Source organism: Pseudomonas sp. p21 (assembly GCF_001642705.1).
Classification (GTDB): domain Bacteria; phylum Pseudomonadota; class Gammaproteobacteria; order Pseudomonadales; family Pseudomonadaceae; genus Aquipseudomonas.
Window position 1 is genome coordinate 47,965 of the sequence record NZ_LWBV01000002.1, and the last position, 21,636, is coordinate 69,600.

Sequence of the window (21,636 nt, forward strand, 5' to 3'; positions counted from 1 at the left end):
TGAAAAGGGGCTCCGCTGAAGCTGGTTGCGGGGGCTGGATTTGAACCAACGACCTTCGGGTTATGAGCCCGACGAGCTACCAAGCTGCTCCACCCCGCGACAAAGCTGGGGCAAAAGTATAAGACCGAACCCTGTTGAGGGTCAAATCCGAACCTTCACCTGCAAGAAAGCCCGCTAAAGCGGGCTCTCAAGCTTTAATTGGTACCGAGAAGGGGACTCGAACCCCTACACCCTATGGGCACAACCACCTCAAGGTTGCGTGTCTACCAATTCCACCACCTCGGCAATACTACTACTTGAAACCCGTTACTTCTGCTCTTGTGCCGGAGGAGGTACATCACCCGTGTTAGGAGTGGTTTCGCTCTTCTGCTGCTGGAGCACCGGTACATCATCATTAACTGCCGGTTTCTGCGGCTCTTTCACTTCTAGCACTGCTGGATCCGGAAGACCCGCTTGGCTAAGCTGGTGAGCTTGTTGCTTCGCGAAGTATCCTAACCCAAGTGCTGTCAAAAAGAAAGTGGCAGCGAGTATAGCAGTTAATTTACTCAGGAACGTTGCAGAGCCCTGGCTCCCGAACACGGTATTTGAAGCACCCGCGCCGAAAGATGCACCTGCTTCCGCACCCTTACCCTGTTGCAACAGAACCAGCACTACAAGCGACAGCGCTGCCAACAGATGAAAAACAACGATGACTGTTTCCAGCATTTGTTCAGTTTCCTGCGGCGCGACAAATTGCACCGAATTCGTCTGCGTTCAGGGAAGCTCCACCAATGAGCCCCCCATCGATATCCGGCATGCCGAACAGTTCGGCCGCATTGGCCGCCTTCACGCTGCCGCCGTAGAGCAACTGCACCTTCGCAGCCACTTCAGCATCTTCTGCCGCCAGCTGGCCACGGATGGCGGCGTGCACATCCTGGGCCTGCTGTGGCGTGGCCGTAAGGCCAGTGCCAATGGCCCATACAGGCTCATAGGCAATTACTGCATTGGCAAAAGCCTTAACACCGAATGCTTCGATGATACTGCTTAGTTGACGCCCGACAACTTCGAGCGTTTTGCCAGCCTCGCGCTCTTCAAGGGTTTCCCCGATGCAAAGCACTGGCTTCAAACCTTTGGCCTGGGCCGCTGCAAACTTGCGATTGAGCACTTCGTCGGTTTCACCAATGATCTGGCGACGCTCCGAATGACCAATCAACACCAACTTGCAACCTGCTTCAACCAGCTGTTCCGGAGCAACTTCTCCGGTCAGCGCACCCTGTTCGGGCTGTACTGCAGAATTCTGTGCGCCGACAGTAATTCCCTTACCTGCTAGACCATCGATCACTTGATTGATGAACAAGGCCGGTGGAAAAACTGCGACTTCCACTCCGCTCGGCAAGGCCAGATTTCTCAAGCCTTCGGTCAGCTCAGCGACGCTAGCGCGGGTACCGTGCATCTTCCAGTTACCAGCTACCATAGGGCGACGCATGCTTTACCTCGTCGGTCAAAGTGGGCGCAGATAGTACCCAACCCTATCTGCGCTGGCAAGCGCCTTCAGACACAAACTTCGCCGACCAGTTTGGCCAGCGCTTCTGCGTGCGCACGCACCTGGCTTTCGTCCTCGCCCTCGACCATCACCCGCACCAACGGTTCGGTACCGGATTTGCGCAGCAGCACGCGGCCGCGGCCAGCCAAGGCCTCGGTCACCTTGGCACTGGCTTCCTTGACCGACGGGTGCTCCAGCGGGTCGACCTTGCTGGCACCATAGCGCACGTTGATCAGCACCTGCGGGCACTTGCGCAGGGCCTGACGGGCCTGGGCCAGGGTTTCGCCGCGGCGCTTGAGCGCCATCAGCACCTGCAGGGCAGCGATGATCGCATCCCCCGTGGTGGTGTGGTTGCAGCACACGACGTGACCGGAGTTTTCACCACCGACCAGCCACTCACGCTCCAGCAGCTCGGCCATGACGTAGCGGTCGCCGACCTTGGCCCGCACGAACGGGATATCCAGGTCTTTCAGCGCAAGCTCCAGGCCCAGGTTGCTCATCAGCGTGCCCACTACCCCGCCCTGCAGCTTGCCACGGTCCTGCAGGTCGCGGGCGATGATGAACAGCAGCTCGTCACCATCGACGATGGCACCGGTATGGTCGACCATCAACACGCGATCGCCGTCACCGTCGAAAGCGATGCCCAGGTCGGCATGGCCCACCAGCACGGCAGCCTGCAGCGATTCGATGTGGGTCGAGCCGCAGCCTTCGTTGATGTTCAGGCCGTCGGGCTGAGCGTGCAGGACGGTTACCTCGGCACCCAGCTCACGGAACACGCTTGGCGCAACCTTGTAGGTGGCACCGTGGGCGCAATCGACAACCAGCTTGAGGCCGTCGAAGCTGGTGCTGGTCGGCACGCTGCTCTTGCAGAACTCGATGTAGCGGCCGGCGGCATCGTTGATGCGCGAAACCTTGCCCAGCTTGCCCGACTCGACAACGGTCATCGGCTGGTCGAGCAACTCCTCGATCATCAGCTCGACTTCGTCTGGCAACTTGGTCCCCTGGCCCGAGAAGAACTTGATGCCGTTGTCATCGTGCGGGTTGTGCGAGGCACTGATGACGATGCCGGCTTCGGCATGGAAGGTACGCGTCAGGTAGGCGATGGCCGGTGTCGGCATCGGCCCGAGCAGCATCACGTCGGCACCCGCCGCGGACAGGCCGGCTTCGAGTGCGGACTCGAACATGTAACCGGAGATACGCGTGTCCTTGCCCACCAGCACCCGGCAGTGGCCTTGCTTGCGGAAGGCCATGCCGGCCGCCCAGCCAAGCTTCAGCATGAAGTCAGGCGTGATCGGGTATTCGCCGACGCGGCCACGAATGCCGTCGGTACCAAAGTATTTTCTGCTCATAGGGGCTCCAATGTTCTTATTCGGCGTTTTGCACCGCAGCGATCATGCGCACTACATCAACGGTTTCGGCCACGTCATGGACACGAAGAATGCTCGCCCCCTTGGTCATGGCCAACGCCGCCAGCGCAAGGCTGCCGTACAAGCGCTCGCCGACCGGACGTTCCAGCGTCAGGCCGATCATGCTCTTTCGTGAAACACCCACCAGCAGCGGGCGCCCAAGGCGATAGAGCGCTTCCATGTGCTTGAACAGGCTAAGGTTGTGCGCCAGTGTCTTGGCGAAACCGAAGCCCGGATCAAGAATGATTCTGTTAGCGTCGATGCCCGCCGCAGCACAGGCGGCCATTCGCTGCTCAAGATAACGCGTAACCTCGACGGTCACATCTTCGTAATGTGGGTCGTCCTGCATGTTACCCGGCTCGCCGCGCATGTGCATGAGGCACACCGGCAGGCCGGTATCCGCGGCCGCGTCCAGGGCGCCATCGCGCTCCAGGGCTCGCACGTCGTTGATCAGCCCGGCACCGAGGCGCGCCGATTCACGCATGACCGCTGGCGTGGAGGTATCGACCGAGATGACCACATCGAGGCGGCTGTTGATCGCCTCGACCATGGGTGCCACCCGCTCCAGTTCCTCGGTCACCGATACCGCGCGCGCGCCCGGCCGCGTGGACTCGCCGCCGATGTCGATCAGCGTGGCGCCTGCAGCAACCATCGCTTCGGCATGACGCAACGCCTCGTCGCGCCGGCTGAAGCGCCCGCCATCGGAGAAGGAATCAGGGGTGATATTGAGAATACCCATGACATGGGTACGCGACAAATCAAGAACCCGGTTGCCGCAAGGCAACCGGGTCGGGTACTGCACTGAGCTCATAGATGCCCTTAGTGTTGAGCCGCTGGACCGCCGATCGGCGATTCTGGGCGATCACCCTGGGCGGCAGGCTTGCCCGAAGCAGAGTCATCATCCCAATCGCGCGGTTCGCGTGGGGTACGGCCGGCCATGATATCGTCAATCTGCTCGGCATCGATGGTCTCGTACTTCATCAGCGCTTCGGCCATGGCATCGAGCTTGTCACGGTTGTCGGTAAGCAGCTGCTTGGCCGTGGCGTAGCACTGGTCGATGATGCTGCGCACTTCCGAGTCGATCAGTTTGGCGGTTTCGCCGGAAACGCTGGCGTGCTGGCTGGCAGCACTGCGGCCCAGGAACACCTCGCCTTCTTCCTCGGCGTACATCAGCGGGCCGAGTTTTTCGGAAAGGCCCCACTTGGTCACCATGTTGCGGGCGATCTGGCTGGCACGCATGATGTCGTTGGACGCACCGGTAGTGACACCGTCGAAGCCCAGGGTCATTTCCTCGGCAATACGGCCACCGTACAGCGAGCAAATCTGGCTGATCAGTGCACGCTTGGACAGGCTGTAGCGGTCCTCTTCGGGCAGGAACATGGTCACGCCCAGGGCACGACCACGCGGAATGATCGAAACCTTGTAGACCGGATCGTGCTCAGGCACCAGGCGACCGACAATGGCGTGACCAGCCTCGTGGTAGGCAGTGTTCTGCTTTTCTTTCTCGGACATGACCATGGTCTTGCGCTCGGCGCCCATCATGATCTTGTCCTTGGCCAGCTCGAACTCTTTCATTTCGACCAGGCGCTTGTTGGCGCGCGCGGCAAACAGCGAGGCCTCGTTGACCAGGTTGGCCAGGTCTGCACCGGAGAAACCAGGGGTACCGCGGGCGATGACCGCCGGATTGACGTTCTCGCCGACCGGTACCTTGCGCATGTGTACCTTGAGGATCTGTTCGCGACCACGAATGTCCGGCAGGCCGACCACCACCTGGCGGTCGAAGCGGCCGGGGCGCAGCAGCGCCGGGTCGAGCACATCCGGACGGTTGGTGGCGGCGATGACGATGATGCCATCGTTCATCTCGAAGCCGTCCATCTCCACCAGCAGCTGGTTGAGGGTTTGCTCACGCTCGTCGTGACCGCCGCCCATGCCGGCGCCACGATGGCGACCAACGGCGTCGATCTCGTCGATGAAGATGATGCACGGGGCGTGCTTCTTGGCCTGCTCGAACATGTCGCGCACACGGCTGGCACCGACACCGACGAACATTTCCACGAAGTCCGAACCGGAAATGGTGAAGAACGGCACCTTCGCCTCGCCGGCGATGGCCTTGGCCAGCAGGGTCTTACCGGTACCGGGCGGGCCGACCATCAGCACGCCACGCGGGATACGGCCACCCAGGCGCTGGAACTTGCCCGGATCGCGCAGGAACTCGACCAGCTCGCCAACCTCTTCCTTGGCTTCGTCGCAGCCTGCAACGTCGGCCAGGGTGGTCTTGACCTGGTCTTCGGACAGCAGACGCGCCTTGCTCTTGCCGAAGCTCATCGGCCCGCCTTTGCCGCCCGCACCGCCCTGCATCTGGCGCATGAAGAACATGAACACGGCAATGATCACCAGGATCGGGAAGCTGGCCACCAGCAGCTGGGTCCAGATGCTCTGCTGCTCAGGCTGCTTGCCTTCGATGATGACGTGGTTGTCGACCAGGTCGCCGATCAGGCCGTTGTCGGTAATGGCCGGGCGCACGGTCTTGAAGTTGTCGCCGTCGGCGCGCTTGCCGGTAATGATGTAGCCGTCGACGGTCACACGCTCGACCTTGCCATCCTTGACCTGCTGGATGAAGTCGGAATAGTTGAGGGTCTGCGGCTCGTTAGGGCTGGAGAAGTTGTTCATCACCGTCACCAGGACAGCTGCGATGATCAACCACAGGATCAGATTCTTTGCCATGTCGTTCAATTCGCTACCCTCTGAGGTCGGCGCACGACGCAGCCGTTCCTCGCATGATATTCATCGCCCTAACTTACTACATTACCTACGCAGCCGCAGGCACCGTCTGTAACCCTTTGTGAAAGCTAGACTACACGAAGTTCGGACGATCCTGACGCAGCGGCCGATTGGAAATAACTATCGGCCACCCCGCTTCACGCCTTTCATGCCCCTTTGAAACCCCTGCCCAGCAGGTACTGCTCGCGGGAACGGTCACGCGACGACGACGGTTTGCGCATCTGTACCTTGTCGAACTTGCTGCGCACGTCCTTGAGGTACACGTCAAAACCTTCACCCTGGAAAATCTTGATCAGGAAGTCGCCGCCGGGCTTTAGCACGCGGGTTGCCAGATCGAGGGCCAGCTCGCAGAGGAACATGGCACGCGGCATGTCCACCGCGGGCGTACCACTCATATTGGGGGCCATGTCGGAAATCACAAGGTCTACGTGCGAATCGCCGACCGCCTCGAGAATGCGCTGCAGCACTTCATCATGGGTGAAATCGCCCTGAATGAAGGTCACATCCGGGATCGAATCCATTTCCAGGATGTCGGACGCGATCAGGCGGCCCTGGCCACCAATCAGACGACTGGTCACCTGCGACCAGCCACCAGGAGCCGCACCGAGGTCGATCACGCTCATGCCTGGGCGGATCAGCCGGTCCTTTTCCTGAATCTCCAACAGTTTGTAGCTCGCACGCGAGCGGTAGCCATCCTTTTGTGCCTGTTTCACAAAAGGATCGTTGAAATGCTCTCGCAGCCAGTTTGCGCTGCTTTTGGAACGTTGTACCACGGGGCACCTCGATGATATGCGTCGTGATTGACTGGGCGGAGCCGGTGGCCCTCGGGTAAAATGCCGGTCAATTTTACAGAATCAGACGGAAAGGGTCAGATTATGCCGCTCAATAACGAGCAGAAGAAGCAATACAAGTCCATTGGTCATGACCTCAAGCCGGTCCTGATCGTTGCTGGCAACGGTTTGAATGAAGGCGTCATCGCCGAACTGGAGCGCGCCCTGGTCGACCATGAGCTGATCAAGGTCGAAATTCGCTCGGAAGACCGCGAAGAGCGGGCCGAGACCATTGCCGAACTGTGCAAGGCCGGCCGTGCCGAGCTGGTGCAGACCATCGGCAAGAAAGCGCTGATCTACCGCAAGAACCCACAGCCGAACAAGCAGCTGTCCAACATCCACCGTTACAAGTAACGGCAAAGGGGCTGCTGCGCAGCCCATCGCAACACAAGGCCGGAAACAGAGCAACTGCCAGCGCTCGCCAACGGATATTCCGTAGCGCAAGGTGTAATACCCCACGCAGGCACCGAAACCGAGCAACAGCATCTGGCCACGGAACTGCCGCCACCAGGCCGCCAGGCCGTCCACCCTCGCCAGCACTGCCAGCTGGGTCAACAAACCAAGCAACGCCACGCCGATCAACCAGCGGTCGATCTGCCCGGCGATGTCCTGCACCAGCAGCGGTGCCAGGCCACTGACCTTGAGCGCGGGCACCAGCCCCACGTGAAACACCCACAGGCCACCGACCCAGAAAACCTGGGCCAGCTGCCAGAGGATCCCCTCGAGGGATGGCGCCCGCAGGCGCCGGTCAGATGTGCTTGACTTCGACAATCTCGTACTCGACCGTGCCGCTAGGCGTCTTGACGACGACAGTATCACCTTCTTCCTTGCCGATGATGGCACGGGCAATCGGCGCTCCGCTCGAGAGCTTGCCCTGTTTCACATCGGCTTCATCCTCGCCGACGATCTGGTAGCTCACCTCTTCATCGGTTTCGGTGTTGGCCAGTACCACGGTGGTACCGAAAATCACCTTGCCGGTGTGAGGGATAGTGGTCACGTCGATCACCACCGAGTTCTGCAGGCGGCCTTCGATATCACGGATACGCGCCTCGACCATGCCCTGCTCCTCACGGGCAGCATGGTATTCGGCGTTTTCCTTGAGGTCGCCCAGCTCGCGCGCTTCGCCGATGGCCTGGCTCAGGCGCGGGCGCTCGGTCTTGCTCAGGAACAGGTGCTCCTCTTCCAGGGCGCGAGCGCCCTGGACGGTCATCGGGTACTTGGTAATGCTCATGCTTTCAGTCCTGCATGCAGATCCTGCAGGCGACGAACGGTCTTTTCCGGACCGAATTTCAGCGCCTCGCAGATGGCTTCACCAGCCGCAATGGTGGTAGTGCAGTAAATCTTGTGCTGCAGCGCATTGCGACGAATCGAGTAGGAATCGGCGATCGACTGGCGGCCTTCGGTGGTGTTGATGATCAGCGACACTTCGTCGTTCTTGATCATGTCGACCACGTGCGGGCGACCTTCGGTCACCTTGTTCACACGGCGCACTTTCAGGCCAGCCGCTTCGATAACCTTGGCGGTGCCAGCAGTTGCAACCACTTCGAAGCCCAGGGCGATCAGGTCACGGGCAACGCCAGCCACTTGCGGCTTGTCGTCGTCACGCACGCTGATGAACGCGGTACCGCCGGTCGGCAGCACTTCGCTGGCACCCATCTGGGCCTTGGCGAAGGCTTCACCGAAGCTGTCACCGACACCCATGACTTCACCGGTCGATTTCATCTCAGGGCCGAGGATCGGGTCAACCCCCGGGAACTTGGCGAACGGGAAGACGGCTTCCTTGACGCTGTAGAAGTTCGGGATGATTTCCTGGGTGAAGCCCAGCTCTTTCAGGGTTTTGCCGGCCATGACGCGGGCCGCGATCATTGCCAGGGAGGTGCCGATGCACTTGGACACGAACGGCACGGTACGCGAGGCGCGCGGGTTGACTTCGATCACGTAGATCTTGTCGCCCTGCAGGGCCAGCTGCACGTTCATCAGGCCGACAACGCCCAGCTCCAGGGCCATTTTCTTGACCTGTACGCGGACTTCGTCCTGCACTTCCTTGCTCAGCGAGTAAGGTGGCAGCGAGCACGCCGAGTCACCGGAGTGAACGCCGGCCTGTTCGATGTGCTGCATGATCGCGCCGATCACCACGTCGGTGCCGTCGCACACCGCATCCACGTCCATCTCGATGGCGCAGTTGAGGAAGTGGTCGAGCAGAACCGGGCTGTCGTTGGACACCTGTACGGCTTCACGCAGGTAGCGCTTGAGCTCGTCCAGTTCGTAGACGATTTCCATGGCACGGCCGCCCAGTACGTAGGACGGGCGCACTACCAGCGGGTAGCCGATGCCGCCAGCAGCGCTGATGGCTTCTTCTTCGCTGCGCACGGTAGCGTTTGGCGGCTGCAGCAGGTTCAGGCGCTGAACCATCTGCTGGAAGCGCTCACGGTCTTCGGCGCGGTCGATGGCATCCGGGCTGGTACCGATGATCGGTACGCCGGCTTCTTCCAGGGCGCGAGCCAGCTTCAGCGGGGTCTGGCCGCCGTAGTGGACGATCACGCCTTTCGGCTTCTCGACGCGGCACACTTCCAGCACGTCTTCCAGGGTCAGCGGCTCGAAGTACAGGCGGTCGGAGGTGTCGTAGTCGGTGGAGACGGTCTCCGGGTTGCAGTTGACCATGATGGTCTCGTAGCCGTCTTCACGCAGCGCCAGTGCGGCGTGTACGCAGCAGTAGTCGAACTCGATACCCTGGCCGATACGGTTAGGGCCGCCACCCAGGATCATGATCTTGTCGCGGGTCGACGGGTTGGCCTCGCACTCTTCCTCGTAGGTAGAGTACAGGTAGGCGGTATCGGTGGCGAACTCGGCAGCGCAGGTGTCGACGCGCTTGTACACCGGGAACACTTCCAGCTTGTGGCGGTGACGGCGCAGGTTCTTGTCGGTGATACCCAGCAGCTTGGCCAGACGCTGGTCAGAGAAGCCCTTGCGCTTGAGGCGCAGCATGTAGTCCTTGTCGATCGACGACAGGGCCAGGGTCTTGACCTTCTCTTCTTCCTTGATCAGGTCTTCCATCTGCACCAGGAACCACATGTCGATGCCGGTCAGGTCGAAGATCTGCTCGCAGGTCATGCCGGCGCGCATGGCGTCAGCCACGTACCAGATACGCTCGGCGCCCGGTACGGTCAGCTCGCGCTTGAGGATGCTGTTGGCTTCCGGGCTGGCCAGGTCGACTTTCGGGTCGAGGCCGCAGGCGCCGACTTCCAGGCCGCGCAGGGCTTTCTGCAGGGACTCCTGGAAGGTACGGCCGATGGCCATGACTTCACCCACGGACTTCATCTGGGTGGTCAGGCGGGCGTCGGCTTTCGGGAATTTCTCGAAGGCGAAACGCGGCAGCTTGGTGACGACGTAGTCGATCGACGGCTCGAAGGACGCCGGGGTGCGGCCGCCGGTGATGTCGTTCTGCAGCTCGTCGAGGGTGTAGCCGACAGCCAGCTTGGCAGCGATCTTGGCGATCGGGAAGCCGGTGGCCTTGGAAGCCAGCGCCGAGGAACGCGAAACACGCGGGTTCATCTCGATCACGACCATGCGGCCAGTGTTCGGGCAGATACCGAACTGCACGTTGGAACCGCCGGTTTCAACACCGATTTCACGCAGCACCGCCAGCGAGGCGTTGCGCATGATCTGGTATTCCTTGTCGGTCAGGGTCTGTGCCGGAGCAACGGTGATCGAGTCACCGGTGTGCACGCCCATTGGGTCGAAGTTCTCGATCGAGCAGACGATGATGCAGTTGTCCTTCTTGTCGCGGACCACCTCCATCTCGTATTCCTTCCAGCCGATCAGCGATTCGTCGATCAGCAGTTCCTTGGTCGGCGACAGGTCCAGACCGCGGGCGCAGATTTCTTCGAATTCTTCACGGTTGTAGGCGATACCACCACCGGTGCCGCCCATGGTGAACGACGGACGGATGATGCACGGGAAGCCCAGGCGTTCGAGGACGGCGTTGGCTTCTTCCATGCTGTGGGCGATACCGGAGCGCGGGCACTCCAGGCCGATGTCCTTCATCGCCTTGTCGAAGCGCGAGCGGTCTTCGGCCTTGTCGATGGTATCGGCGTTGGCGCCGATCATTTCCACGCCGAACTTTTCCAGAACGCCGTGGCGCTCCAGGTCCAGGGCGCAGTTCAGTGCGGTCTGGCCACCCATGGTCGGCAGCAGTGCGTCCGGGCGCTCTTTCTCGATGATCTTGGCCACCGACTGCCACTTGATCGGCTCGATGTAGGTGGCGTCGGCCATGGCCGGGTCGGTCATGATGGTGGCCGGGTTGGAGTTCACCAGGATGACGCGGAAACCTTCCTCGCGCAGGGCTTTACAGGCCTGGGCGCCGGAGTAGTCGAATTCGCAGGCCTGGCCGATCACGATCGGGCCAGCGCCGAGAATCAGGATGCTTTTGATGTCTGTACGTTTTGGCATGGTTGTCACTCAAATCCGGGGTCAGTCGGCAAGCCGCTTTGAACAATCTGGGTCAGGCGCTTCCGGGCGCGGCGCAAGCCGGCCCGGGGCCTTGAAGCAGGATGCTCAGCGGCGCTTGGCCATGGCATCGATGAAACGATCGAACAGTGGCGCGACGTCGGTCGGGCCTGGGCTCGCTTCAGGGTGGCCCTGGAAGCTGAACGCGCTCTTGTCGGTACGCTCGATACCCTGCAGGGTGCCGTCGAACAGCGACTTGTGGATGGCGCGAACGTTGCCCGGCAGGGTGGCCTCGTCAACGGCAAAGCCGTGGTTCTGGCTGGTGATCATGACCACACCGGTGTCCAGGTCCTGGACCGGGTGGTTGGCACCGTGGTGGCCGTGGCCCATCTTCACGGTCTTGGCGCCAGAAGCCAGGGCCAGCAGCTGGTGGCCGAGGCAGATGCCGAATACCGGGATCTCGGTGTCGAGGATTTCCTTGATCGCCTGGATGGCGTAGTCGCACGGCTCGGGGTCACCAGGGCCGTTGGACAGGAACACGCCGTCCGGGTTGAGTGCCAGCACTTCGCTGGCCGGGGTCTGGGCCGGCACCACAGTCACGCGGCAGCCACGGGCAACCAGCATGCGCAGGATGTTCAGCTTGACGCCGTAGTCGAAGGCGACCACGTGGTATGGCAGGTCAGCGGCTTCGATGGTCGGGTGGCTGTCGGTCTTCAGTTCCCACACGCTGGAGCGCCACTCGTAGCGCTCCTTGGTGGAAACGACCTTGGCCAGGTCCATGCCCTTCAGGCCCGGGAAGGCGCGGGCAGCGGCGATGGCGGCTTCTTCGCTGATGTTGTCACCGGCGAGGATGCAACCGTTCTGAGCGCCCTTTTCACGCAGGATTCGGGTCAGGCGACGGGTGTCGATGCCAGCGATGGCGACGACGTTGTTGGCCTTGAGGTACTCAGGCAGCGACTGGGTGTTACGCCAGTTGCTGGCCAGCAGCGGCAGGTCACGGATGACCAGGCCAGCGGACCAGACGCGGTTCGACTCGGCGTCTTCCGGGGTAGTACCGGTATTGCCGATGTGCGGATAGGTCAGGGTAACGATTTGCTGCGCGTAGGAAGGGTCTGTAAGGATTTCCTGGTAGCCGGTCATAGCGGTGTTGAATACCACCTCACCAACGGTCTGACCGTCGGCACCGATAGCTTCACCGCGGAAAATACTGCCGTCGGCAAGGGCGAGTATGGCTGGCTTTGTCAAGAAGACCTCCCGTAAATCAAGCATGAAAGGGCGATCGCAGGTTGCAAAAAAGCGGAGTGACGTATGGACACGTCACCCCGCTTTCATGTGCTGAATTCAATTCGCTGCGCGCTTTTAGTGGACACACTAAAGCTGTAGCTTACAGAAAAGTGCGTTTTCGGTCTACCGCAGATGTGCCTCTAAAACACATCAATGCGACAGGCTGACATCGGCGCTGGCTTCTTCGCGGGCTCGCCCGCTCCCACAGGAACCCCGAACACCCTCAGGCTTGCGTGATTCCTGTGGGAGCGGGCAAGCCCGCGAAGAAGCCAACACCAACCTACAGGTCAGCGCAGCTCGAGCACATCCTGCATGTCGTACAGGCCAGGCTCGCGCCCGTCCAGCCACAGCGCCGCTCGCACGGCCCCCTTGGCAAAGGTCATGCGGCTGGAGGCCTTGTGGGTGATCTCCACGCGCTCGCCTTCGGCGGCGAACAGCACGGTATGGTCACCCACCACATCACCGGCACGCACGGTGGCAAAGCCGATGGTCTGACGCTCACGCGCACCGGTCTGCCCTTCACGACCGTACACGGCCACTTCCTGCAGATTACGGCCCAGCGCCTGAGCAACCACTTCACCCATGCGCAGCGCAGTGCCCGACGGCGCATCGACTTTGTGCCGGTGGTGCGCTTCTAGGATCTCGATATCCACATCGTCACCCAGCACGCGCGCTGCGGTATCCAGCAGCTTCAGGCACAGGTTGACGCCGACACTGAAGTTGGCGGCGAAGACGATCGGGATTTCCTTGCCGGCTTCGGCCAGTTGCTGCTTCTCTTCCGGAGTGAAGCCAGTGGTGCCGATGACCATGGCCTTGCCGGCCTTGCGGCAGAACGCCAGGTTCTTCAGGGTCACCGAAGGGTGGGTGAAGTCGATCAGCACGTCGAACTCGTCGACCACCTTGGCCAGGTCGTCGGAAATCGGCACACCGATACGGCCCAAGGCCGCCAGCTCACCGGCATCAGCCCCCACCAGCGAGCTGTCCGGGCGGTCGATCGCCGCCGTCAGGCCCGCCTGAGGTGCCTGTTGCTGCACGGCTTCGACGAGGGTCTTGCCCATCCGCCCTGCCGCACCCATCACTGCAATACGTCGCATAGCCATTTCCTTGTCAGAGATCGCCGAAGAAGCGCTTCACGCCATCGAACCAGCCACTGGCCTTGGGCGAGTGGGAGCTGTCGCCTTCCAGCGAATCACGCAGCTCTTCGAGCAGCTCGCGCTGGCGGCGGCTGAGGTTGACCGGGGTTTCCACCGCCACACGGCACAGCAGGTCACCCGCACCACCACCGCGCACCGGGGCAACACCCTTCCCGCGCAGGCGGAACTGCTTGCCGGTCTGGGTGCCTTCCGGGATCTTCAGCTTCACCCGGCCATCGAGGGTCGGCACTTCCAGCTCGCCACCCAGGGCGGCATCGGTGTAGCTGATCGGCACTTCGCAGTACAGGTGCTTGCCATCACGCTGGAAGATCTCGTGCTCACGCACGCTGATCACCACATACAGGTCGCCAGTCGGGCCACCATGGGTACCGGCCTCACCCTCGCCCGACAAGCGAATGCGGTCGCCAGTATCGACACCCGCCGGCACCTTGACCGACAGCGTCTTGTATTCCTCGACACGGCCTTCGCCGTGGCACGAGGTGCAGGGGTCGGTAATGATCTTGCCCTGACCGTGGCAGCGCGGGCAGGTTTGCTGCACCGAGAAGAAGCCCTGCTGCATGCGCACCTGGCCGATACCACCGCACGTCGGGCAGGTGGACGGGGTCGAGCCCTTCTTGGCACCGGAGCCGTCGCATGGCTGGCAGTTGACCAGCGTGGGCACGCGGATGCTGACCGTGGTGCCACGCACCGCTTCTTCCAGGTTCAGCTCCAGGGTATAGCGCAGGTCGCTGCCACGCTGGGCCCCGCCACGCGAACCACCACGGCCGCCACCGAAGAAGTCGCTGAACACATCGCCGAAGATGTCGGAGAAGTTGGCACCGCCGAAACCGGCGCCACCGCCACCCATGCTCGGGTCTACACCCGCATGACCGTACTGGTCGAACGCCGCACGCTTGCTGGCGTCAGACAGCACTTCGTAGGCCTCGTTGGCCTCCTTGAACTTGTCTTCCGACTCTTTGTCGCCCGGGTTGCGGTCCGGGTGGTACTTCATCGCCAGGCGACGGTAAGCCTTCTTGAGGTCTGATTCGCTGGCGCCGCGCTCGACACCCAGTACCTCATAATAATCACGCTTGGACATAGGTCATTTGCACCTTGTTGGGCGTCTGGCATCTACGCCGCGCCATCAGCACCTGCCGCTTGCCTACCCGGGCCACTGACAGATGCTGTAAAAATTCTCGAATTCCAGATACGCCAACGCGGGAGCAAGCCCCCGCGCGGCGACATCCTACCAGCTCACCGCCAAACGACGGTGAACCGGCCGACAACATGCAGGGATTACTGCTTGTTGTTGTCTTTTACTTCTTCGAACTCAGCGTCAACCACGTCATCGTGCTTGGCTTCCGGTTCGGCCTGCTGCGCGCCGCCCTGAGGCTGTTCAGCCGACTGCTCGGCGTACATCTTCTGGGCAACCGGCGCCGACACCTTGGACAGCTCTTCGACCTTGGCGTCGATGGCAGCCTTGTCGTCGCCTTTGACAGCGGCTTCCAGGGCAACAACGGCAGCCTCGATGGCGGCTTTCTCTTCAGCGGTAACCTTGTCACCAGCGTCAGCGACCATCTTGCGGGTCGAGTGAACCAGCGCGTCACCCTGGTTACGGGCAGCGGCCAGCTCTTCGAACTTGCGGTCTTCCTCGGCGTTGGCCTCGGCGTCACGCACCATGCGCTCGATTTCTTCGTCCGACAGGCCGGAGTTGGCCTTGATCACGATCGACTGCGACTTGCCGGTGGCCTTGTCTTTGGCGCTGACGTGCAGGATGCCGTTGGCGTCGATGTCGAAGGTTACTTCGATCTGCGGCACACCACGCGGAGCCGGCGGAATGTCAGCCAGGTCGAACTTGCCCAGCGACTTGTTCTGTGCAGCCTGCTTACGCTCACCCTGCAGCACGTGAATGGTCACGGCACCCTGGTTGTCGTCGGCAGTCGAGAATACCTGCGACTTCTTGGTCGGGATGGTGGTGTTCTTCTCGATCAGCGAAGTCATCACGCCACCCATGGTTTCGATACCCAGGGTCAGCGGGCTGACGTCCAGCAGCAGTACGTCCTTCACGTCACCAGCCAGTACGGCACCCTGGATGGCAGCACCCATGGCCACGGCTTCGTCCGGGTTGACGTCCTTGCGCGCTTCTTTACCGAAGAAGTCGGCAACGGCTTTCTGCACCAGCGGCATACGGGTCTGACCGCCGACCAGGATCACGTCGTCGATCTTGCTGGCATCGATACCAGCGTCTTTCAGGGCGATGCGGCAAGGCTCGATGGTACGGTTGACCAGGTCTTCGACCAGCGACTCCAGCTTGGCGCGGGAGATCTTCACGTTCAGGTGCTTCGGACCGGTAGCGTCTGCAGTGATGTACGGCAGGTTGACGTCGGTCGACTGGGCAGAGGACAGCTCGATCTTGGCCTTTTCAGCGGCTTCTTTCAGACGCTGCAGTGCCAGCGGATCGTTCTTCAGGTCCATGCCGGACTCTTTCTTGAACTCGTCGACGAGGTAGTCGATCAGGCGCATGTCGAAGTCTTCGCCACCCAGGAAGGTGTCGCCGTTGGTTGCCAGTACTTCGAACTGGTGCTCACCGTCGACTTCGGCGATTTCGATGACCGAAACGTCGAAGGTACCGCCACCCAGGTCATAAACGATGACAGTGTGGTCGCCCTTGGCCTTGTCCATGCCGTAAGCCAGTGCAGCGGCAGTTGGCTCGTTGATGATACGTTTTACGTCCAGGCCAGCGATACGACCGGCATCTTTGGTGGCCTGACGCTGGCTGTCGTTGAAGTAGGCCGGAACGGTGATGACCGCTTCGGTAACCGGCTCGCCGAGGTAGTCTTCGGCGGTCTTCTTCATTTTTTTCAGGACTTCAGCGCTGATCTGCGGTGGCGCCATGTCCTTGCCGCTGGCCTGCACCCAGGCGTCGCCGTTGCTGGCCTTGACGATCTTGTAAGGCACCAGCTTGATGTCTTTCTGCACCACGTCTTCTTCGAAGCGGCGGCCGATCAGGCGTTTCACTGCGAACAGAGTGTTGTGCGGGTTGGTGACCGCCTGACGCTTGGCCGACTGACCAACCAGGATTTCGCCGTCGTTGGCGTAGGCCACGATCGACGGGGTGGTACGCGCACCCTCGGCGTTTTCGATGACTTTGACGTTACCGTTTTCCAGCACAGAGACGCACGAGTTGGTGGTCCCCAGGTCGATACCGATGATTTTACCCATGTTAACTCTCCCGAAACTTGAATTTGGTGGCAGCGACTACTTTGGCCAACTGCGGTAATACTTGAAGGCTTGACACCTAGATGGGGATGCCCCGAAAGATTTCAAGCCTTCTCATTGATCGAGGGTTGTGGCGCGCTCGGCGCCTTGCTGACCACCACCATGGCGGGGCGCAGCAGACGGCCGTTGAGCAGGTAGCCCTTCTGGAACACGTTCAGCACGCTGTTCGGCTCTACTTCGGCGTTTTCCTGCATGGCCATGGCCTGGTGGTGCTCCGGGTTGAACGGCTGGCCGTGCGGGTCGACTGCTTCGAGGTTGTAGCGCTTTAGGATGTCCTGGAACATCTTCAGGGTCAGCTCGACGCCTTCGCGGATCTGCTTGACGTGTTCATCGTCGGCACTGGAGTGCGCCAGGGCCAGTTCCAGGCTGTCGATCACCGGCAGCAGGTCGCCCGAGAACTTCTCGAGGGCGAACTTGTGGGCTTTCTCGACATCCTGTTCGGCGCGACGGCGCGCGTTCTGCACGTCGGCAACGGCGCGCAGCGCCTGGTCCTTGGCGGCGGCCAGCTGCTCCTCGAGTTCCAGGACACGGGCGTCGGCAGCGTTACCTGCACCGGTCTCTTCGACGTTAAGGTCTTTCTCGTTCAGCTGTTCGTCAGCCATGGGGTCTCTCCTGCGCAATTTTGTGGACTGCGAGCCAGGCTCGCCTTGGATGTCGGCTATATGGGGCCGGAAAAACCAGCTTCAAGGGGCAAGGTGGATTTCCCGGCCGCAACAGAATCTGCCGAGGGGCATTGGCAGGTCTGAAAAAAGTACTGTATAAATAACCATACCTGACTTTCGGGAGCCGCCCCATGCTGGTGCACCTGTCCATTCACAACTACGCCATCGTCGAGCATCTCGACCTCGAGATCGCCCGCGGCATGTCCGTCATCACCGGCGAGACCGGCGCCGGTAAATCGATCATGCTCGACGCCCTCGGCCTGGCCCTGGGTGACCGGGCCGACAGCGGCGTGGTGCGCCCCGGCACGGACAAGGCAGACATCCTCGCCACCTTCGACCTGGTGGATATCCCCGAGGCGCATGCCTGGCTGGCCGAGCGCGACCTGGACAACGACGGCCTGTGCATCCTGCGCCGGGTGATCACTGCCGAAGGCCGCAGCCGCGGCTACATCAATGGCACGCCCTGCCCGCTCGGCGACCTCAAGGCGCTGGGCGAACTGCTGATCGATATTCACAGCCAGCACGAGCACCAGTCACTGCTCAAGACCGATACTCACCGCCGCCTGCTCGACGAGTACGCCGGTGCCGTCGACCTGGCCCGCCAGGTGCAGCTGGCGGCCAAGCGCTGGAACCAGACCCGCCTGGAGCTGGAGCGTCTGTCCAACTCCGGCGATGAGCAGCGCGCCCGCCATCAACTGTTGAGCTATCAACTGGAAGAGCTGGACAACCTCGGCCTGGGCGAGCACGAGCTGGAGCAACTGGAGCAGGAACACAAGAACCTGACCAGCGCCGAAGCCCTGTTCAGCATTTGCCGCCAGGTCATCGACCAGTGCAGCGAAAGCGATTCGGGCAATGTGCTCAGCGCCCTCACTGCCAGCCTCAACCGCCTGGGTGCCGCCACCAACTCACCAAAGGCACTGGGCGAAGCGGCCAACCTGATCGCCAGTGCGCAGATCCAGGTGGAGGAAGCCGTGGGCGAGCTCAATCGCTTCCTCGACAACTTCGACGCCGACCCCATGCGCCTGCAGGCACTGGAAGAACGCCTCGACACTATCTACACGCTGGCGCGCAAACACCGCGTGCACCCCACCGAACTGCCCCATCTGCAGCAGCAACTGATGGAAGAGCTGGAAGACCTGAACGCCAGTGACGAGTCAATCGAGCGCCTGGGTGAAGAGCTGTCGGCCTTTGCCCAGCACTATAAAGAGAAGGCTCGCGAGCTGAGCGCACTGCGCCAACAGGCTGCCCAGCAGTTGGCGGTGGCCGTCGAGCAGGAGATCCAGCGCCTGGGCATGCCCGGCGGGCGCTTCTGCATCGCACTCACACCCAATGAGGGCGCAGACCTGTCGCCTCATGGCCTGGAGCAGATCGAGCTACTGGTCAGCGCCAACCCCGGCCAGCCACTCAAGGGCCTGGCCAAGGTGGCGTCAGGCGGCGAACTGTCGCGCATCAGCCTGGCGATCCAGGTGATTACCGCGCAGACCTCGCGCATCCCCACCCTGGTGTTCGACGAGGTCGACGTCGGTATCGGCGGGCCTACTGCCGAAATCGTCGGCCAACTGCTGCGCCGCCTGGGCGAACGCGGCCAGGTGCTGACCGTAACTCACCTGCCGCAGGTGGCGGCACAGGGGCATCACCACCTGTTCGTGCACAAGGTGCGCAACAGCGACACCACTCACACCGCCGTGGCCAGCCTAGGCAAGCGCGAGCGGGTCGAAGAGGTGGCGCGGATGCTGGGTGGCATCGACCTGACCAAGGAATCCCTGGCACATGCGCGCAAGATGGTGGTGAGCGGCAAGGCCTGAGCCCTCATTTTTAAGGACAATTCGCGGGCACGCCCGCTCCCACAGGTACGTCACAGATTTCAGGCCCTGTGATCATCCTGTGGGAGCGGGCGTGCCCGCGAAGAGGCCAGTACCGACAACACATCTTCCAGCCCCAGAAAGCACAAAGGCGACCCGAAGGTCGCCTTTGCTATCCATAACGATAAGAATCGTTACTTCTTCTTACGCACGTACAGGACCAGATTGTGGTCCACCAGCTCGTAGCCATGCTCGGCCACGATTTCGCGCTGGCGTTTCTCGATTTCGGCATCCATGAACTCGATGACTTCACTGGTCTCCACGTTGACCATATGGTCGTGGTGACCGCCATCGGCCAGTTCAAACACCGCATGACCGCCGTCGAAGTTGTGGCGAACCACCAGACCCGCTGCTTCGAACTGGGTCAGTACGCGATAGACGGTGGCCAGGCCCACGTCCTCGCCAGCTTCCATCAGCGCCTTGTAGACATCCTCGGCGCTCATGTGACGCTGCTCGGTGGAGTCGAGCATCTGAAGGATCTTGACTCGAGGCAGGGTCACCTTGAGGCCGGCTTTGCGCAATTCGCTATTTTCAACCATGGTCAGCTTTCTCGCCGATGCTGCTTCGCAGCTTCTCTTAATACGGGTATGATCGGGGTTTACGTTGTCCAGCCAAGATAGTGGAAGTCGCCCACCGATGCAAAACACCAAGCTCTTGCTAACCAGCCTCACCCTAGTGGGACTGCTCGCACTCGCCGGTTGCTCGTTTCCCGGGGTTTACAAAATCGACATCCAGCAGGGCAATGTCGTTACGCAAGACATGATAGACCAATTGCGCCCCGGAATGACCCGCCGGCAAGTAAGGTTTATCATGGGTAACCCGCTGATCCAGGACACCTTCAACACCAACCGTTGGGATTACCTGTACAGCCTGCAGCCAGGCGGCGGCAAACGCCAGCAAGAACGCATGAGCGTGTTCTTCAACGAAAGCGACCAGCTGGTCAACCTGTCTGGCGACTTCATGCCAGGCGTCAGCCGCGACCAGGAAATCCTCGGCGGCAGCAGCGACACCACGGTCAGCCCGGCCAACCAGGCAGAGCAGCCAACCGTGCAGCCTGAAGAAAAACCGGCCAAGCCAGGCTCGGTGGAAGAATCCATCCAGCGCGAGATCGACACCATCGAGACCACCCCGGTCCCGACGCCGGCTCCACTGGAAACCTCGCCTCAGTAAGCGGCGAGCAGATACAAAAAAGCCCGGACCTGATCCGGGCTTTTTGTTGCCGCTTTTTCAGTCAGGCATTCAGTTGCTTGGCACGCTGGCAGAACGCATCCACCAGCGTATTGGCCGCCTGATTGAACAGCGGCCCCAGTGTCGCGCGCACCAGCGGACCGGCGTAGTCGAACGACAGGTCCAGGCTGATCTTGCAGGCCTTGTCACCCAGCGGCTTGAACACCCACAGACCATGCAACTGGGTGAACGGCCCCTCTTCCAGGTTCATCTCAATGGACTGCCCCGGCACCAGTACGTTGCGCGTGACAAAGTGCTGGCTCATGCCGCCCTTGGCCACTTCGAGCTTGGCGCGCATGTGCGTGTCACTGGCTTCGATCACCGTCGAGGCCGAGCACCAAGGCAGGAACTGCGGGTAGCTGGCCACATCGTTGACCAGATCGTAGAGCGCCTGGGCAGGGTATGGCAGCAGGGCGGAGCGTTGAATATGGGTAGTCATCCAGGCGTCACTTCCAAGGCTGGGTGGCGGCGCTTCACAGCGTGCCGAAAACAGGTACTGTCCCCAAGACAGGGGCTGTATTGTCCGGTATTCATTGCAGTGGCTCAAGCACACCGAAATCCCGTAGCCGACAACGCGGCGACTGCCTATAATGCCGCCCCTATGGCTAAGCAAAAGAAACATCCGACCGGGACCATCGCGCAGAACAAGAAGGCGCGACACGATTACTTCATCGAACACAAGTTCGAGGCCGGGCTGGTCCTGTCCGGCTGGGAAGTAAAAAGCCTGCGAGCCGGCAAGGCGCACCTGACTGACAGCTACGTGCTGCTGAAGGACGGTGAAGCCTGGCTGTTCGGCAGCCACATCACCCCGCTGACCACCGCCAGCACCCACGTCATCGCCGACCCCATCCGCACCCGCAAGCTGCTGCTGAACAAGCGCGAGCTCGAGCGCCTGGAAGCGGCCGTGGCGCAAAAGGGCTACACCTGCGTGGCCCTGGCGCTGTACTGGAGCAAGCACCTGATCAAGTGCGAAATCGCACTGGGCAAGGGCAAGAAGGAATTCGACAAGCGCGACACCATGCGCGAGCGCGATTCCAACCGCGAGCTGCAGCGGGCTGTGCGGAACAAGGGCAAGGAAGAGTAATACCTCTTCTTCAGCCTGCTCCGGCCTCTTCGCGGGTAAACCCGCTCCCACAGGGTTAACACTGAGTTCAGATTCGGTGCCATCCCTGTGGGAGCGGGTTTACCCGCGAAGAGGCCAGCA

General features: G+C 61.4%; 19 protein-coding genes, 2 tRNA genes and 1 pseudogene. 4 read left to right on the plus strand and 18 right to left on the minus strand.

What is annotated here, in order from left to right; all coding sequences use genetic code 11:
• Positions 1-22: 22 nt before the first annotated feature.
• From A4C63_RS05185 to rlmE, 8 genes are all read right to left on the minus strand, one after another.
• A tRNA-Met gene (locus A4C63_RS05185) sits at positions 23-99 on the minus strand.
• A gap of 100 nt (positions 100-199) precedes the next feature.
• Positions 200-285 (minus strand) — tRNA-Leu (locus A4C63_RS05190).
• Between the two features lie 21 nt (positions 286-306).
• A complete protein-coding gene (secG, locus tag A4C63_RS05195) occupies positions 307-705 on the minus strand; it encodes a preprotein translocase subunit SecG (RefSeq protein WP_015271857.1) in 399 nt (132 codons plus the stop codon).
• Positions 706-709: 4 nt separating this feature from the next.
• Positions 710-1,465 (minus strand): triose-phosphate isomerase, encoded by a 756-nt coding sequence (gene tpiA / locus A4C63_RS05200; protein WP_063911791.1) that lies wholly within the window; start codon positions 1,463-1,465, stop codon positions 710-712.
• Positions 1,466-1,530: 65 nt separating this feature from the next.
• Positions 1,531-2,871, minus strand: coding sequence for a phosphoglucosamine mutase (glmM, locus tag A4C63_RS05205; RefSeq protein WP_063911792.1), 1,341 nt, complete (start codon positions 2,869-2,871; stop codon positions 1,531-1,533).
• Between the two features lie 16 nt (positions 2,872-2,887).
• Entirely contained in the window at positions 2,888-3,739 is an 852-nt protein-coding gene (gene folP / locus A4C63_RS05210; RefSeq protein WP_063911793.1) for a dihydropteroate synthase, read from the minus strand.
• Between the two features lie 8 nt (positions 3,740-3,747).
• Complete coding sequence (ftsH, locus tag A4C63_RS05215) at positions 3,748-5,652, minus strand: ATP-dependent zinc metalloprotease FtsH (protein WP_015271861.1); 1,905 nt, start codon at positions 5,650-5,652, stop codon at positions 3,748-3,750.
• A 203-nt stretch (positions 5,653-5,855) separates the two neighbouring features.
• Entirely contained in the window at positions 5,856-6,482 is a 627-nt protein-coding gene (rlmE, locus tag A4C63_RS05220) for a 23S rRNA (uridine(2552)-2'-O)-methyltransferase RlmE (RefSeq protein WP_025340705.1), read from the minus strand.
• 102 nt (positions 6,483-6,584) lie between these two features.
• On the opposite strand from rlmE, the gene yhbY reads away from it, so the two are divergent.
• On the plus strand, positions 6,585-6,893 hold the full coding sequence (yhbY, locus tag A4C63_RS05225; protein WP_003249945.1) for a ribosome assembly RNA-binding protein YhbY: 309 nt from the start codon (positions 6,585-6,587) through the stop codon (positions 6,891-6,893).
• Positions 6,894-6,935: 42 nt separating this feature from the next.
• Here the strand turns inward: yhbY and A4C63_RS25335 are convergent.
• The 8 genes and pseudogenes from A4C63_RS25335 to grpE form a co-directional block, all read right to left on the minus strand.
• Positions 6,936-7,310, minus strand: a pseudogene (locus A4C63_RS25335) (MFS transporter); the annotation flags it as partial.
• Positions 7,288-7,770: a transcription elongation factor GreA gene (gene greA / locus A4C63_RS05230; protein ID WP_013974292.1), complete on the minus strand. Its 483-nt coding sequence runs from the start codon at positions 7,768-7,770 to the stop codon at positions 7,288-7,290. The gene greA and the pseudogene A4C63_RS25335, both read right to left, overlap by 23 nt.
• Positions 7,767-10,988, minus strand: a complete 3,222-nt coding sequence (carB, locus tag A4C63_RS05235) for a carbamoyl-phosphate synthase large subunit (RefSeq protein WP_063911794.1) — start codon at positions 10,986-10,988, stop codon at positions 7,767-7,769. The genes greA and carB overlap by 4 nt, the downstream gene beginning before the upstream one ends.
• 105 nt (positions 10,989-11,093) lie before the next feature.
• Positions 11,094-12,230 carry a glutamine-hydrolyzing carbamoyl-phosphate synthase small subunit gene (carA, locus tag A4C63_RS05240; RefSeq protein ID WP_063911795.1) on the minus strand — a complete coding sequence of 379 codons (1,137 nt, stop codon included), beginning with the start codon at positions 12,228-12,230 and terminating at the stop codon, positions 11,094-11,096.
• 326 nt (positions 12,231-12,556) lie between these two features.
• Positions 12,557-13,363, minus strand: a complete 807-nt coding sequence (gene dapB / locus A4C63_RS05245) for a 4-hydroxy-tetrahydrodipicolinate reductase (protein WP_063911796.1) — start codon at positions 13,361-13,363, stop codon at positions 12,557-12,559.
• Positions 13,364-13,376: 13 nt separating this feature from the next.
• Positions 13,377-14,501: a molecular chaperone DnaJ gene (gene dnaJ / locus A4C63_RS05250; protein WP_063911797.1), complete on the minus strand. Its 1,125-nt coding sequence runs from the start codon at positions 14,499-14,501 to the stop codon at positions 13,377-13,379.
• Positions 14,502-14,698: 197 nt separating this feature from the next.
• Positions 14,699-16,624: a molecular chaperone DnaK gene (dnaK, locus tag A4C63_RS05255; protein WP_063911798.1), complete on the minus strand. Its 1,926-nt coding sequence runs from the start codon at positions 16,622-16,624 to the stop codon at positions 14,699-14,701.
• 101 nt (positions 16,625-16,725) lie between these two features.
• On the minus strand, positions 16,726-17,283 hold the full coding sequence (gene grpE, locus A4C63_RS05260) for a nucleotide exchange factor GrpE (protein ID WP_063911799.1): 558 nt from the start codon (positions 17,281-17,283) through the stop codon (positions 16,726-16,728).
• 191 nt (positions 17,284-17,474) lie between these two features.
• Here grpE and recN point away from each other — a divergent pair, with 191 nt between their 5' ends.
• On the plus strand, positions 17,475-19,148 hold the full coding sequence (gene recN / locus A4C63_RS05265) for a DNA repair protein RecN (protein ID WP_063911800.1): 1,674 nt from the start codon (positions 17,475-17,477) through the stop codon (positions 19,146-19,148).
• Between the two features lie 191 nt (positions 19,149-19,339).
• On the opposite strand, the gene fur is transcribed toward recN, so the two are convergent.
• Positions 19,340-19,744 carry a ferric iron uptake transcriptional regulator gene (fur, locus tag A4C63_RS05270; RefSeq protein ID WP_015271870.1) on the minus strand — a complete coding sequence of 135 codons (405 nt, stop codon included), beginning with the start codon at positions 19,742-19,744 and terminating at the stop codon, positions 19,340-19,342.
• Between the two features lie 97 nt (positions 19,745-19,841).
• Here fur and A4C63_RS05275 point away from each other — a divergent pair, with 97 nt between their 5' ends.
• A complete protein-coding gene (locus tag A4C63_RS05275; protein WP_063911801.1) occupies positions 19,842-20,375 on the plus strand; it encodes an outer membrane protein assembly factor BamE in 534 nt (177 codons plus the stop codon).
• A gap of 61 nt (positions 20,376-20,436) precedes the next feature.
• Here A4C63_RS05275 and A4C63_RS05280 read toward each other — a convergent pair whose 3' ends face one another.
• Complete coding sequence (locus A4C63_RS05280) at positions 20,437-20,871, minus strand: type II toxin-antitoxin system RatA family toxin (protein ID WP_046613141.1); 435 nt, start codon at positions 20,869-20,871, stop codon at positions 20,437-20,439.
• 162 nt (positions 20,872-21,033) lie between these two features.
• On the opposite strand from A4C63_RS05280, the gene smpB reads away from it, so the two are divergent.
• Positions 21,034-21,516, plus strand: a complete 483-nt coding sequence (smpB, locus tag A4C63_RS05285; RefSeq protein WP_013974300.1) for an SsrA-binding protein SmpB — start codon at positions 21,034-21,036, stop codon at positions 21,514-21,516.
• Positions 21,517-21,636: the final 120 nt, after the last annotated feature.

Coding starts and splice junctions, on each gene's coding strand:
- secG (WP_015271857.1), bottom strand. CDS start 705: ATGCTGGAAACAGTCATCGTTGTTTTTCATCTGTTGGCAGCGCTGTCG.
- tpiA (WP_063911791.1), bottom strand. CDS start 1,465: ATGCGTCGCCCTATGGTAGCTGGTAACTGGAAGATGCACGGTACCCGC.
- glmM (WP_063911792.1), bottom strand. CDS start 2,871: ATGAGCAGAAAATACTTTGGTACCGACGGCATTCGTGGCCGCGTCGGC.
- folP (WP_063911793.1), bottom strand. CDS start 3,739: ATGAGCTCAGTGCAGTACCCGACCCGGTTGCCTTGCGGCAACCGGGTT.
- ftsH (WP_015271861.1), bottom strand. CDS start 5,652: ATGGCAAAGAATCTGATCCTGTGGTTGATCATCGCAGCTGTCCTGGTG.
- yhbY (WP_003249945.1), top strand. CDS start 6,585: ATGCCGCTCAATAACGAGCAGAAGAAGCAATACAAGTCCATTGGTCAT.
- greA (WP_013974292.1), bottom strand. CDS start 7,770: ATGAGCATTACCAAGTACCCGATGACCGTCCAGGGCGCTCGCGCCCTG.
- carB (WP_063911794.1), bottom strand. CDS start 10,988: ATGCCAAAACGTACAGACATCAAAAGCATCCTGATTCTCGGCGCTGGC.
- dapB (WP_063911796.1), bottom strand. CDS start 13,363: ATGCGACGTATTGCAGTGATGGGTGCGGCAGGGCGGATGGGCAAGACC.
- dnaJ (WP_063911797.1), bottom strand. CDS start 14,501: ATGTCCAAGCGTGATTATTATGAGGTACTGGGTGTCGAGCGCGGCGCC.
- dnaK (WP_063911798.1), bottom strand. CDS start 16,624: ATGGGTAAAATCATCGGTATCGACCTGGGGACCACCAACTCGTGCGTC.
- grpE (WP_063911799.1), bottom strand. CDS start 17,283: ATGGCTGACGAACAGCTGAACGAGAAAGACCTTAACGTCGAAGAGACC.
- recN (WP_063911800.1), top strand. CDS start 17,475: ATGCTGGTGCACCTGTCCATTCACAACTACGCCATCGTCGAGCATCTC.
- fur (WP_015271870.1), bottom strand. CDS start 19,744: ATGGTTGAAAATAGCGAATTGCGCAAAGCCGGCCTCAAGGTGACCCTG.
- A4C63_RS05275 (WP_063911801.1), top strand. CDS start 19,842: ATGCAAAACACCAAGCTCTTGCTAACCAGCCTCACCCTAGTGGGACTG.
- A4C63_RS05280 (WP_046613141.1), bottom strand. CDS start 20,871: ATGACTACCCATATTCAACGCTCCGCCCTGCTGCCATACCCTGCCCAG.
- smpB (WP_013974300.1), top strand. CDS start 21,034: ATGGCTAAGCAAAAGAAACATCCGACCGGGACCATCGCGCAGAACAAG.